At 73.5% G+C, this 13,083-nt stretch carries 12 protein-coding genes; 7 read left to right on the plus strand and 5 right to left on the minus strand.

Annotated features, from left to right (window positions below):
• The first annotated feature begins 56 nt into the window (after window positions 1-56).
• From K7472_RS00840 to K7472_RS00855, 4 genes are read left to right on the plus strand one after another with little or no spacing between them, the layout of a single operon-like run.
• A complete protein-coding gene (locus K7472_RS00840; RefSeq protein ID WP_222972978.1) occupies window positions 57-1,058 on the plus strand; it encodes an SDR family NAD(P)-dependent oxidoreductase in 1,002 nt (333 codons plus the stop codon).
• Between the two features lie 13 nt (window positions 1,059-1,071).
• The gene (locus tag K7472_RS00845) at window positions 1,072-1,785 is read left to right on the plus strand and encodes a nucleotidyltransferase family protein (RefSeq protein WP_222972979.1); all 714 of its coding nucleotides are present in this window, start codon (window positions 1,072-1,074) and stop codon (window positions 1,783-1,785) included.
• Between the two features lie 9 nt (window positions 1,786-1,794).
• A complete protein-coding gene (locus K7472_RS00850) occupies window positions 1,795-2,754 on the plus strand; it encodes an NAD-dependent epimerase/dehydratase family protein (RefSeq protein WP_222972980.1) in 960 nt (319 codons plus the stop codon).
• 6 nt (window positions 2,755-2,760) lie between these two features.
• Entirely contained in the window at window positions 2,761-3,444 is a 684-nt protein-coding gene (locus tag K7472_RS00855) for a spherulation-specific family 4 protein (protein ID WP_222972981.1), read from the plus strand.
• 103 nt (window positions 3,445-3,547) lie between these two features.
• On the opposite strand, the gene K7472_RS00860 is transcribed toward K7472_RS00855, so the two are convergent.
• Both K7472_RS00860 and K7472_RS00865 read right to left on the minus strand, forming a co-directional pair.
• A complete protein-coding gene (locus tag K7472_RS00860; protein WP_222972982.1) occupies window positions 3,548-4,981 on the minus strand; it encodes a glycoside hydrolase family 16 protein in 1,434 nt (477 codons plus the stop codon).
• 230 nt (window positions 4,982-5,211) lie between these two features.
• Window positions 5,212-7,260, minus strand: a complete 2,049-nt coding sequence (locus tag K7472_RS00865) for a phosphocholine-specific phospholipase C (protein WP_222972983.1) — start codon at window positions 7,258-7,260, stop codon at window positions 5,212-5,214.
• 420 nt (window positions 7,261-7,680) lie between these two features.
• On the opposite strand from K7472_RS00865, the gene K7472_RS00870 reads away from it, so the two are divergent.
• Complete coding sequence (locus K7472_RS00870) at window positions 7,681-8,757, plus strand: hypothetical protein (protein WP_308013740.1); 1,077 nt, start codon at window positions 7,681-7,683, stop codon at window positions 8,755-8,757.
• A gap of 6 nt (window positions 8,758-8,763) precedes the next feature.
• On the opposite strand, the gene K7472_RS00875 is transcribed toward K7472_RS00870, so the two are convergent.
• The gene (locus K7472_RS00875; protein ID WP_222972985.1) at window positions 8,764-10,095 is read right to left on the minus strand and encodes a protein kinase domain-containing protein; all 1,332 of its coding nucleotides are present in this window, start codon (window positions 10,093-10,095) and stop codon (window positions 8,764-8,766) included.
• Window positions 10,096-10,276: 181 nt separating this feature from the next.
• Here K7472_RS00875 and K7472_RS00880 point away from each other — a divergent pair, with 181 nt between their 5' ends.
• The gene (locus K7472_RS00880) at window positions 10,277-11,122 is read left to right on the plus strand and encodes a YhjD/YihY/BrkB family envelope integrity protein (RefSeq protein WP_252394908.1); all 846 of its coding nucleotides are present in this window, start codon (window positions 10,277-10,279) and stop codon (window positions 11,120-11,122) included.
• A 67-nt stretch (window positions 11,123-11,189) separates the two neighbouring features.
• Here K7472_RS00880 and K7472_RS00885 read toward each other — a convergent pair whose 3' ends face one another.
• Both K7472_RS00885 and K7472_RS00890 read right to left on the minus strand, forming a co-directional pair.
• A complete protein-coding gene (locus K7472_RS00885) occupies window positions 11,190-11,558 on the minus strand; it encodes an arsenate reductase family protein (protein ID WP_222972986.1) in 369 nt (122 codons plus the stop codon).
• 46 nt (window positions 11,559-11,604) lie between these two features.
• The gene (locus tag K7472_RS00890; RefSeq protein ID WP_222972988.1) at window positions 11,605-12,045 is read right to left on the minus strand and encodes a YchJ family protein; all 441 of its coding nucleotides are present in this window, start codon (window positions 12,043-12,045) and stop codon (window positions 11,605-11,607) included.
• A 198-nt stretch (window positions 12,046-12,243) separates the two neighbouring features.
• On the opposite strand from K7472_RS00890, the gene K7472_RS00895 reads away from it, so the two are divergent.
• The gene (locus K7472_RS00895; RefSeq protein WP_222972990.1) at window positions 12,244-13,062 is read left to right on the plus strand and encodes a DUF8189 domain-containing protein; all 819 of its coding nucleotides are present in this window, start codon (window positions 12,244-12,246) and stop codon (window positions 13,060-13,062) included.
• The last annotated feature ends 21 nt before the right edge of the window (window positions 13,063-13,083 follow it).

Consider the following 13,083-nt stretch of genomic DNA (forward strand, 5'->3'; position numbering starts at 1 on the left):
CCAGCGTTCCGCGACGGACGAGTCCACACCCCCGCACCCCATCAGGAGGCCCCGTCGTGGGACAACCAACCACCGTCGCCGTCACCGGAGCAGAGGGATTCATCGGCTCGCATCTCGTGCACACCCTGGTCGCCTCGGGACACCGGGTACGCGCCATGGTGCAGTACAACTCCTTCTCCTCCTACGGCTGGCTGGAGCTGCTGCCGCCACCCGTACTGGACCACGTGGAGGTCGTGCTCGGCGACGTGCGCGACGCGGCGTCCGTGAACGACCTGGTCGCGGGCGCCGAGACCGTCTACCACCTGGCCGCGCTGATCGCGATCCCGTACTCCTACCGGGCACCGCACTCGTACGTCGAGACCAACGTCACCGGCACCCTCAACGTCCTCGAAGCCGTCCGCAGGCGGGAGATCCCGCGTCTGGTGCACACCTCCACCAGCGAGACGTACGGCACCGCGCGCACGGTGCCGATCAGCGAGGACCACCCCATCCACGCGCAGTCCCCGTACGCCGCGTCCAAGGCGGGCGCCGACCGGCTCGCGGAGAGCTACCACGCCAGCTTCGGCACCCCCGTCGTGACGCTGCGGCCCTTCAACACCTACGGGCCCCGGCAGTCGATGCGCGCCGTCATCCCGACCGTCATCGGCCAACTCGCCGCGGGGGAACGCACGGTGACCCTCGGCGACCTGCGTCCCACCCGCGACTTCACCTACGTCGCCGACACCGCCGCCGCGTTCGTCGCGGTGGGCACCGCGCCGCACGAGTCCGTCGCCGGGCGCACCTTCAACGCGGGCACCGGCGGCGAGATCTCTGTCGGCGACCTGGTCGCGCTCATCGGCAAGGTGATGGACACCGAGGTGGAGGTGCGCGAGGACCCCGACCGGGTCAGACCCGCCGCGTCCGAGGTGATGCGCCTGGTCTGCGACGCCTCGCACCTGCGCGTCACGACCGGCTGGGCGCCCGCGCACTCGCTGGAGGAAGGCCTCGCCGCCACCGCGGAGTTCTTCCGCGACCCGGCCAACCTGGCCCGCTACAAGACGACCCTCTACAACGTCTGACCTGGGGGAGACCATGCACGCAGTGATCCTGGCCGGAGGCAAGGGCATCCGGCTGCGTCCCTACACCACGGCGCTGCCCAAGCCGCTGGTGCCCATCGGCGACCAGCATCCCATCCTGGAGATCGTCTTACGCCAGCTCGCCGGCGCCGGATTCACCTCCTGCACCCTGGCGATCGGCCACCTCGGCCACATCATCCGCGCCTACGTGGGCGACGGATCGCAGTGGGGACTGCGCGTCGACTACACCACCGAGGAGAGCCCACTGGGCACCATGGGCCCGCTGCTGACCATGCTGGACCGGCTGCCCGAGCACTTCCTGGTGATGAACGGCGACGTGCTGACCGACCTCGACTACGGCGACGTGCTGCGCCGACACCGCCGCACCGGACCGCCGCTGACCATCGCCACCTACCAGCGCAAGGTCTCCATCGACTTCGGTGTGCTGACCACCGAGGGCGACCAGGTCGTGGGATTCCACGAGAAGCCCAGCATGGCCTACCGCGTCTCGATGGGCGTCTACGGGCTGTCCCGCTCGGCGCTGACCCGCTACGCGCCCGGCCTGCCGCTGGGCTTCGACGACCTGGTGCTCGACCTGCTGGCGGCCGAAACCCCGCCCGTCTCCTACGACTTCGACGGATACTGGCTGGACATCGGGCGCCCCGATGACTACGACCGGGCCAACGCGGAGTTCACCACCCGCCGCGGACTGCTGCTCAAGGGAGCGTGAACCCCCGCCTTGCGCATTCTCGTTCTCGGCGCCTCGGGCTTCCTGGGCGGCCACGTCGCCGGGTACCTCGCCACCCTTCCCGGGGTGCGGGTGCTCGGCGGCGGCCGCGGCCCCCGCGCCGACCTGACAGCCGACCTCGCCACCGTGCGGCCGGACGACCTGACGCGGCTGCTGGCCGACGCGGACGTGGGCGCCGTGATCAACTGCGCCGGCGCGGTGGGCGGTGACGCGGCCTCGCTCGCCGAGGCCAACGCCCGCGGCCCCGCCGTGCTGGCCGACGCCCTGCACCGCGCCGCGCCCACCGCCCGCCTGGTGCACCTCGGCTCGGCGGCGGAGTACGGGACGGGCCCGGAGGGCGTGGCGGTGCGCGAGACCGCGCCCGCCGCGCCGCTCGGCCCGTACGGCGCGACCAAGCTCGCCGGCACCCTCGCGGTGACCGGCTCGCCGCTGGACGCCATCGTGCTGCGGCTCTTCAACGTCCTGGGCCCCGGCGCGCCCGCCTCGGGACTGCCCGGGCGTCTCGCCGGTGAACTGCGCCGCCTCGCGGACGCCGGGGACGCCGCGGGGTCCGCTGCCGTGCGGGTCGGCGACCTGTCCGCGTACCGGGACTTCGTGGACGCGCGGGACGTGGCCAGGGCCGTGGCGCTCGCCGCCACCGTGCCCGGGCCACTGCCCCGGGTCGTCAACGTCGGCTCCGGGCGCGCGGTGCGCATGCGCGAGGTCGCGCACGGGCTGGCCGCGGCCGCCGGGTTCCGCGGCGGCGTCGAGGAGACGGCACCGCACGGGTCCGCCCGTTCGGCCGCGGTGCCCTGGCAGTGTGCCGACGTGCGGACCGCGCGCCGCGCGCTGGGCTGGACCCCGCGGATCGCGCTGGCCGACTCGCTGCGCGACATGTGGGCCCACGTCACGTCAACGGCTGGGTCGGGCAACGGCGTTGCGGGCGCGCGTGCGGTCCCCGGCGCGGGCTGAGCCCCGATGACGGCGACCGCACGCCCCCGGCTGCTGATCCCCCTCTACGTGCACCCCGCCGCGGATCCGAGGGCCTGGCGGGCGGTCACCCGGCACGCGGCGCTGGTCCACGCCGTCGTGCTCAACGTCGCCGACGGCCCGGGCGGGCACGCCGACCCGGTCTTCGCCGACACCGCGGCCGGGCTGCGGGCCGCCGGGGTGCGGCTGCTGGGGTACGCGGACACCGGGTACGGCCGCCGGCCGCTGCGCGCGGTGCTGCGCGACGTGCTGCGGCACCGCGCCTGGTACGGGGTGGACGGCGTCTTCCTCGACCAGGTCCCGGCCGACGCCGCGGGAGTGCCGAGGCTGCGCACGCTGGTGCGGGCGGTCCGCCTGCTGGGCGCCCGGTGCGTCGTGCTGAACCACGGCACCCACCCGGACCCCGGGTACGCGCGCCTCGCCGACCTGCTGGTGACCTTCGAGGGTGGGTGGGACGCCTACCGCGAGGCCGTGGTGCCGGAGTGGACCGCGCGCCATCCGCCGGACCGCTTCTGCCACTTGGTGTACGACGTGCCACCCGCGGCCCGCGAGAGCGCGGCACGGATCGCCCGCGCGCGGGGCGCCGCCGTGCACTGCGCGGTGCCGGGACGCGGGGCCAATCCGTGGAGTTCGCTGCCGGTGCTGTTCGACGACCCGGCGGGGGAGGGGTGAAGCGCGCCGCGCCACGGGAGCGGCCCACGCCGCACCGGAGTCGGATGCCCGGCGGCGCCCTGCCGAACGGGCGCCGCCGGGCAACCGGGCGTTTCACGACGGGTCAGGAAGTGAACGTGAACCAGTTGACGTTCACGAAGTCGGCGCTCTGGCCGCTGGAGAAGGTCAGGTAGACGTTGTGGGTGCCGGTCACCTTGGAGATGTTCGCCGGGATCGTCTTCCAGTTCTGCCAGCCGCCGGTACTGCCGACCGAGAAGCTGCCGACCGGTGTGGCCGTGGGACTGTCCAGTCTGACCTGGACCAGGCCGCTCACCCCCGCCGCGGCCCCGGACGCCACTCTGGCGTCGAACTGTGTGGCGTCGCCGGAACCGAAGTCGACCCCGTTGTACTCCAGCCAGTCACCGTTCGCGATCCAGCCCACGTCCTGCCCGCCGCCGGAGTCGGAGCAGGTCTCGTTCTGCGTGCCGGACTGGGAGGTGTAGCTCTCCGCCTGGATCGTGCTGTACGCGCTCGGGCCGCCGGACGGCGGCGGTGAGCTGCCGCCGCCACCGCTGCTGAGCACCGACACGTAGTCGATCAGCATCGGGGACCCGGACTGCGTACCGGAGTTGGGGGTCGTGGTGCCCGCGACACCGTTGGGGAAGCCGCCGCCCATCGCCAGGTCGTAGATGATGAACACGCCGTGGTCCGTGGCGTTGGCCCAGGTGGTCGGGTCCACCTGGTTGGCGTTGACCGACCAGTACGGCTGGCCGTCCACGGACCAGGTCAGGGTCTCCGGGCTGACACTACGATCCCAGTCGAGGGAGTAGGTGTGCCAGTTGCCGGGGCACGGGCTGCCGGGGCAGGCGGTCTTGCCGCCGAGGCCGCTGGTCTCGTTGCACGGGCCGCCGGGATCGACACCGCAGTGCAGCGTGCCGTACGCGAGGTTCTGCCCGTTGACGTCCTCCAGGATGTCGAACTCGCCGACGCTGGGCCACGTACCGCCGTTGCGCAGCGGCGTGCCGAGGGTCCAGAACGCGGGCCAGTACCCGGCCGCGGCGGCGCCGGTCACGCTGGGCAGTTCGATGCGGCTCTCGATGCGCAGCTTGCCGCCGGCCGGGGGCTCGAAGCTGTCGGGCACCGACTCGATGCGGCCCGACGTCCAGTTGCCGTTGGCGTCGCGGATCGGCGTGATCTTCAGGTCGCCGTTGCCGTCGAGGGCCACGTTGCTGGTGCTGTTGGTCATCGTCTCTATCTCGCCGGTCCCGAAGTTCGAACCGGGGCCGGTGTCGAACTTCCAGTTGCCGGACGACGGCGAGGTGCCCGCGGCGCCGTTGAAGTCGTCCGACCAGACCTGTGTCCAGCCCGACGGCGGCGGGGGGACGTCCGCCTGGGCGGAGCCGGGCGCGGTCATGAAGGCGCCGACGAGCGCGGCGGCGCCGGCGAGAGCCGCGAACGCCACGCGGCGGGGCCGTCTGGTACGGGCGCGGTGCCGGATTCCGGATCCGGGCGCGGGGGAGTGCGGCGCGGGCTGCGGCGCCACGGGTGAGGGAGGCATGCGGTTCCTCCAGTCATGGTGGGGGATCGACCAGTCGTGGTGGGGGGATCGACCGCTCGCACCATCCGTCATGTACCTGCCAGCGTCAAGACGTTACGCGAGAGAGCGCTCCATTTCTTTCTTTCCTTCGGGAGTTGAACGCGAGCGGGAGTTGAACGCGAGCGCCCCGGAGGCAACGGACGAACCGCCGCCTCCGGGGCGTGTGTTGACCAGCCGTCAGCAGACAGTGATCAGGACGTGTGGATCGCCGGGTCGCTGGTGGCGGCCCGGCCGGTCTCCACGTGACCGGCAAGCCGCCGTACGAACGCGGAGTCCTGGTCACTGGTCACCGACAGGTCGTACCACCCGTTGCTGCGGCGTGGGCGCGCGGTGTGCGTGACGTGCGCACCGGGACGCAGGTGGTAGTGGGCCGGGTGTTCGTGGCCGTAGGCGTCGGTCACGGTCAGACGCACCGCCTCCGTGCCCCCGTTGGACAGCGTGAGCCGCACCTCCTCCGGTCCCGCCTCGTGCCGCGCGGCGACCTCGGGGCCCGGCGCCGCCGACCCCGCGGCGAACGTGCGCAGGAAGCCGTTGGGCCCGTGCACCGTCAGGTCGTAGGCGCCGGTCGGGTCCCACTCGCCGGTCAACTCCCGCCCCGCGCCCACCGTGTAGGTCCACGGGCCGCCCGCCACCGCGGCCGACGTCACCAGGAACTGCGCGCCGACCCTGCCATGGCTGGCGAACCGCACCGACAGCTTGCCGCCGCGCAGCGAGGCGTCGGCGGCCAGGTCGTACGGCAGCGGCCTGGCGTGCCGCAGTCCCGGCTCCTGCACCGGCAGCGCCGGGTCGGCCGGAAGCGTCGGGACGTAGTCGCCGTGGCGGTTGTGGTCCGGCGGCACGTAGGCCGCGGTCGAGGGGAGCGCGGGCACCTTCGGGTCGCTGCCGGAGAAGTCGAACGCGGTGGTCAGGTCGCCGCATATCGCCCTGCGCCAGGGCGATATGTTGGGCTCGCGCACGCCGAACCTGCGCTCGATGAACCGGATGACCGAGGTGTGGTCGAAGACCTCGGAGCAGACCCAGCCGCCCTTGCTCCACGGCGAGACCACCAGCATCGGCACGCGCTGGCCGAGCCCGTAGGGGCCGGAGACGTACCCGTTGCCGTTCGCCGTGTACAGGTCCGCGCTCACGTCCGCCGTCGAGGCGCCCTGCGCGGCGGAGGAGGGCGGGAACGGCGGCACCACGTGGTCGAAGAAGCCGTCGTTCTCGTCGTAGGTGATCAGCAGCGCGGTCCTGCTCCACACCTCGGGGTCGGCCGTGAGCGCGTCCAGCACCTGCGAGACGTACCAGGCGCCGTAGTTCGCGGGCCAGTTGGGGTGCTCGGTGAACGCCTCGGGCGCCACCACCCAGGAGACCTGCGGCAGCTTCCCGCCCTGCACGTCCGCCTTGAGCTGGTCGAAGAACCCGTCACCCGCCTTGGCGTTGGTGCCGGTGCGCGCCTTGTCGTAGAGCGGGTCGCCGGGGGAGGCGTTGCGGTACTGGTCGAAGTAGAGCAGCGAGTTGTCGCCGTAGTTGCCCCGGTACGCGTCGTTGATCCAGCCCCAGCCGCCGGCCGCGTCGAGGCCGTCGCCGACGTCCTGGTAGATCTTCCAGGACACCCCGGCCTGCTCCAGCCGTTCCGGGTAGGTGGTCCAGGAGTAGCCCGCCTCGGCGTTGTCGATGACCGGGCCGCCGCCCTTGCCGTCGTTGCCGACGTAACCCGTCCACAGGTAGTAGCGGTTGGGGTCGGTCGGGCCGAGCAGCGAGCAGTGGTAGGAGTCGCAGACGGTGAAGGCGTCGGCCAGCGCGTAGTGGAACGGGATGTCGTCGCGGGTCAGGTGGGCCATCGTCGTCGCCGTCTTGGCCGGAACCCAGCTGTCGTACTTGCCCTGGTCGAACGCGGCGTGCCCGCTGTTCCAGTCGTGGTCGAGGTCCTGGAGGAACTGCAGGCCCAGGTCCTTCGCGTCCGGGTGGAAGGGCAGCACGTCCTTGGTGCCGTCCGACTGGTACCACACCGGTTTGCCGTTCGGCTGCGTCACCGGGCGCGGGTCACCGAAGCCGCGCACCCCGCGCAGCGTGCCGAAGTAGTGGTCGAAGGAACGGTTCTCCTGCATCAGGACGACGATGTGCTCGACGTCCTTGAGGGAACCGGTCCGGCGGTTCGCCGGGATCTCGGCCGCCCGGGCGATGCTGGTGGACAGGGCGGAGGCGGCCACGGTGCCTCCGGTCAGCTGCATGAAACGGCGGCGGTTGATGGCGGTCATGAACGACATGTCTCCTGGCTGGTCCGGGGGCGTCCCGGGAGTCTCTTCGGACCAGGGGATACGCCCCGTGCTGGGTGGATGAATACGCCGGGAAGCCTCGGTTAACCTCCTTGCCCACTGACCCGAATCGGCCTGAAATCGCCCCTCGCGCAGGCCGGTTGGACCCGGGACGACGACCGTCGACGGGCCGGGTCCCGGGCTCGGGGTGGGCAGATCGTACGACGGTTGCCCCGCGCCGGGGACGGGTGTGCCGGTACCTGATCCACTTCCGGGGTCGCGAACGACGACATCCGGCCGTCCGCGCACGCGGGGGCGCGCCGAGTGCGGGATGATCGACGCGAGCGGGCCCGCCGGACGCGGGGCCCGGGCCGCCCGCACCGGGCGGTGACCGTGCGGGAAGGGAGCGTTCGATTGCGTGCCGTGCTCGGCCTGCTGGGAGCCGTGGTGGTGCTCGGCGTCTTCTCCTCCGTGGTGCGCACCCTCGTGCTGCCGCGCCCGGCCAGGTCCGGCTTCACCCGCGCGGTGCGCGCCACCCTCTACCTGCCGTTCCAGGCGGTCGCCGACCGCTGCCGCACCGCCGCCGCCAAGGACCGCGTGCTGGCCCCCGTCGCGCCGATGTCGCTGCTGGTCACCCTTGTGCTGTGGCTGGCCAGCTTCATGGTCGGCTACGCGCTGCTGGAGGCGGCCGTCAGCGACCTGGGCCCCAAGGCCGCGCTGATGGAGGCGGGCTCCTCGCTGTTCACCCTCGGCTTCGCCAGCAGCAGTCGCAGCGCGCTGACCGCGGTCGACTTCTGCGCGGCCGCCACCGGACCGATCGTGATCGCCCTCCAGATCGGCTACCTGCCCGCGCTCTACGGCGCCTACGCGCGCCGCGAGACCGCGGTCACCCTGCTCCAGTCACGGGCCGGCAGCCCGCCCTGGGGTCCGGAGATCCTCGCCCGGCACGCCCAGGCCGACCTGCTCGACTCGCTCCAGGAACTCTTCGGCGACTGGGAGCGCTGGAGCGCCGAGGTGGCCGAGAGCCACACCACCTACCCGGTGCTCATCCACTTCCGCTCGGCCCGCGACACCCGCAACTGGCTCGTCTCCCTGCTGGCCGTGATGGACGCCGCCGCACTCCACCTCGCCTTCAACCCGACCCTGCCGCAGACCCAGGTGCGGCTGGCACTGCGCGCGGGCTTCGTCTGCCTGCGCGACCTCGCGGACGTACGCGGCATCGCCTACGACGCCGACCCGTCACCGGGCGACGCCATCGAACTGGACGAGGCCACCTTCCTGCAGGGCGTCGAGCGGATGCGGGAGCAGGGCTTCCCGATGGAACGCACGCCCGAGCGGGCCTGGCCGCACTTCAAGGGCTGGCGGGTCAACTACGAGGCGCTGGCCTACCGGCTCGCCCACGACATCGACGCGGTGCCCGCACCCTGGTCGGGACCGCGCCGGACCACCTCCGCCATCATGGCGCCGGTCACTCCGGTGGACCGGCGGCCGGTGGGCTGACGCCGCTCAGCCGCGCCGGGGCAGCAGTGGCGAGACCTGGAGGCTGACGGCCGTGCCGGGGGTCACCCGGCTTCCCGGGGTGGGCTGTTGGGCGCAGACGGTGCGCTGCGTGGTGCCGCCCGCGCACGCCCCGGCCCGCACGCCGCCGACCCGCAGGCGGTCCGCCCGGGCGCTGCGGCGGGCCTGCGCCAGGCTCTGCCCGCGCAGGTCGGGCGCGACGACGGTCCCGGTCGCCGTGCCCGTTCCGCTCGCGTCGGCCGATCCGTCACCGGAGGCGCCGCGCATCGCGTGCACCCCGATCGCACCGGCCACCGCGACGGCCGCCACGACCACGGCGGACGAGACCAGCAGGGTGCGCCGGGCACCGCCACGGCCCGGGGCGGGTGCCTCGACGGCGACGCGGTCGACGACCGTGGCGGGCGGCGGGTCCTGCGGTGCGCCGTGCGGCGGGTCCTGCGGTGCGTGGGACGGCGCGTGGTGCGGCCGCGTGAGCGCCTCCCGTACCGCATCGCGCATCGCCGCCGCGTCCGGGAAGCGCTCCTCGCGGTCCTTGCGCAGCGCCCGCAGGACCAGCGCGTCGCACGCCGCGGGCACGCCCGGCGCGTACCGCGATGGCGGGACCGGCTCCTCCTCCACGTGCTTCCACGCCACCTCCAGCGGCGAGTCACCGGTGAACGGCGGCCTGCCGGTGAGCAGTTCGTACAGCAGGCACCCCGTGGAGTACAGATCGGTCCGCGCGTCCAGGTCCGCGCCCCTGGCCTGCTCGGGCGAGAGGTACTCGGCGGTGCCGACCACCATCGACGCGGCCGTGATCGTCACACCCCGCGCGCCCAGCGGCCGGGCGATGCCGAAGTCCATCACCTTGACCGCGTCGGCGCTCCCGCCGTCCACCACCATCACGTTGGCCGGCTTGATGTCGCGGTGCACGATGCCGGCGGCGTGCGCGTGCTCCAGCGCGTCCAGCACCGAAGCCGTCAGCCGCAGGGCACGTTCCGGCGACGGACGTGACCCGTCCGGCCCACCCCGCGCCAGCCGCTCCAGCGTGCTGCCCCGGACGTACTCCATCACGATGAACGGCACCCGCTCGCCGTCCACCTCGGCCTCACCCGCGTCGAAGAGCGACACCACCGCCGGATGGTTGAGCGCGGCGGCCGACAGCGCCTCCCTGCGGAACCGGGCCCGGAACGCCGCGTCGGCGGCCGACCCGGCGCGCAGCACCTTGACCGCGACGTCACGACCGAGTCGCAGGTCCCGGGCGCGCAGCACCTCCGCCATCCCCCCGCGGCCCAGGTGCCCGCACACCTCGTACCGTTCCGCCAGCACCAGCCGCTGGTCCATCGTCCGCCGCTCCCCTCTCACCGATCCCGCCGGATCCGCCGACGCCGTGGCGCCCGGCACCGTAACGGTGAATCGTGTGGAAACCTTGTGAGTCCCGGCGCGGGAGGTTCCGCGACGCCGTCCGCGCGCGGCGGCGCGCGACAGCACCGGGTAAGCGGACACCACTGGGTAGGAGACCGCCATGGAGTCGGTGCCGGACCCCGGGGCCCCCGGTCCGGGGCGCGACGACCACCGCGCGCCGCACCAGCCGCCGCGCGAGCGCCCGTGGGTCGTGCGGATGACGCTGCGGCTGTGGCGGGTGGGCAGGGACATCGAATTGATGCACCGGGCGCTGGGCTTCTCCGCGCTCGGCCTGGTGACGCTGGTCCCGCTGCTGATCGTGGTCGCCGCCGCCTCGGCGCGAGGCCGGCAGGGGTTCGTGGCGTGGCTGAAGGCCGGGCTCGGCGTCTCCGGCCGCTCCGCGCAGGCGGTCGACCAGCTCTTCAGCGCGCCCAGCACCGTGCTGAGCACCGCCACCGTCCTGGGTCTCGCCGCCCTCGCCGTCTTCGGTGTGACCTTCGTGGGCTCCATCCAGGTGGGCTACGAGCGCATCTGGGGCGTGAAGTCGGCGCCCTGGCACGCCACCTGGCGGCAGGCCATCGCGCTCGGCGTGCTGATCGGCTACGTGCTGATCGCGGCGAACAGCCGCCACCTGTTCGCCGGGACGATCGTCGAGCCGGGGCTGCACATCTCGCTCACCGTCGTCGGCGGAGTGGTGTTCTTCTGGTGGTTCCAGCACTTCCTGCTGTGCGAGCGGGTGCCCGCCTCCCGGCTGCTGCCCGGGGCGGTGGCCACCGTCGCCGGTCTCGTGGGCCTGCGCTTCTTCTCCACCTGGGTCTTCGCCCCGTGGATCGTCTCCAGCGCCGTTTCCTACGGGCAGATCGGCACCGTGCTCGTGGTGCAGTCCTGGCTGATCGGCACCGGCTTCGTCATCTATGCGGGCGCGCTGTTCGGCTGGGCGCTGCGCGAGCGGGAGGCGTCGGGCTGACAGGGGCGGGAGGCGTGGAGGTGGCGCGGGCGACGGTACGCGTCCGCCGCCCGCGCCCGCCCGTGCCCTACTTCCCGCCGCGTCCCAGCGCCTCGCGGACCGCCTCGTCGGTGCGGCCGACCACGGCCGTGCCGTCGTCCGCGGTGACGATCGGGCGCTGGATGAGCCCGGGGTGCGCCGCGAGCGCCTCGATCCAGCGGTCGCGGTGCGCGCCCTCGCGCGGCCACTCCTTCAGGCCCAGCTCCTTCGCCTCGGGCTCCGCGGTGCGGGTGATGTCCCACGGCTCCAGCGACAGCCGCTCCAGGACCGCGCGCAGCTCGGCGGCGGTCGGCGGGTCGTCCAGGTAGCGCCGCACGGTGTAGCTCGCGCCCTCCTCGTCCAGCAGCCGCGTCGCCGCACGGCACTTGGAACACGCGGGATTGATCCAGATCTCCATGCCCCCACCCTAATGAGGCGGCCACCGGCACCCGCCCGCGCGGCCGTCAGGCGTCGATCACCCCGTCCACGTACACCCACGCGCCGTCCTGCCGGGTGAAGCGGCTCGTCTCGTGCAGCGCACCCGCGTGCCCGGCGTCGGTGAAGTGGGCCCGGAACTCCACCGTGCCCTCGGTGTGGAAGGCGCTGCCGTCCTTCGTGGCCAGGATCTCCAGCCGTTCCCATCGCGTGCCGGGGTCGAACGACACGGACGCCGGCCGGGTGTCCCGATGCCAGCTGCGCAGCAGGTACGCCTCGTCGCGCCGGGCGAACGCCGCGAAGCGCGACCGCATCAGCTGCTCGGCGGTGGCGGCCGCGGCCTCGCCCCGGTGCAGCCGCCCGCAGCAGTCGTCGTAGGCGGCCGGCAGGCCGCAGGGACAGCCCGGGTCGGCGGGGCGGCTCGCGGCGGGCCGAATGGTGTGCGAGCGGCGTGCGGTGCGTCGTGCCATGCCCCCATTGTGACCGCGGGCGGCCCGGCACGGGCGCGGGCCCCGCCCCGCGACGCCCGTTGGCAGCGGCCTTTGAGCCAATCCCCGCCGAACCCGCGGAAGCCGGGGCGCGCCCGACGCGGGCCCGGCAGGATGTGGCTGCCCGTTCCGCCGTCCGGCCTCCGCTCCACCGAGGCATCCTCACCGAGGGGCGATCCCATGCGTACGAGCACCAGGCGCGCCGTGCTGTCGGCCGCCGTCACCGCGTTGCTCGCCGTCGGCACCGGTCTCGTGCCGTCCGCCGCGCAGGCCACCGCGCCGCGACCGTCACACACCGCCGCCGGCTCACCCGGCACCCAGGTCGAGACGGTGTCCGTGGCGAGACGCGACGGCGGCACCGCGCAGTTCGGCGTCTTCACCGACACCACCGGTGCCGACCACCTGTGGTACCGCACGCAGACCGTGCCGGGCGGCGCGTACCGCTCCTGGCAGCAGGTCGGCACGGCCCGCCTCAACAACCAGTACCCGGTGCTGTCGGCCGCCGAGGACGCGGACGGCAGGCTGGAGGCGTTCACCATGGAGTACCAGAGCACCGACATCGTGCGCGTCGCGCAGACCCGGCCCGGCGGCCCCTGGTCGGCCCCGGTCGCGTTCGGCCCGTCCTCGGGCGCGTCGGTGCCGTTCTCCTTCGGCTACCCGTACCTGTACCGCATGGCGGACGGACGGCTGGCGTACTTCGCGGTCTACAGCGACGCCACCGACAACGAGCTGTTCTCCGCCGCCCAGGACGCCCACGGTACCTGGGGCTCGTGGACCGACCTGGGCACGGGCCCCGAGCCGGAGCCGGTCGGCACGCCGACCTCGGTGACCGAGAACCCGGACGGCGGGCTCACCGTCGTGGCCCACCTGTGGAACGCCTCGTCGGGCTACTACTGCGAGATCACCCAGCTCGGCGCCGGTGGCCCCTGGGGGCCTTGGCGGACCTGCGCGACCGACGGCTGCACCGACGCCCGGCGCGGCGGAGGGCCGGTGCGCTAGGCGACGACGCGGCGTGCCGCG

Origin of the sequence: Streptantibioticus parmotrematis (genome assembly GCF_019890615.1) — a bacterium.
In the GTDB taxonomy this organism is placed as follows: Bacteria; Actinomycetota; Actinomycetes; order Streptomycetales; family Streptomycetaceae; genus Streptantibioticus_D; species Streptantibioticus_D parmotrematis.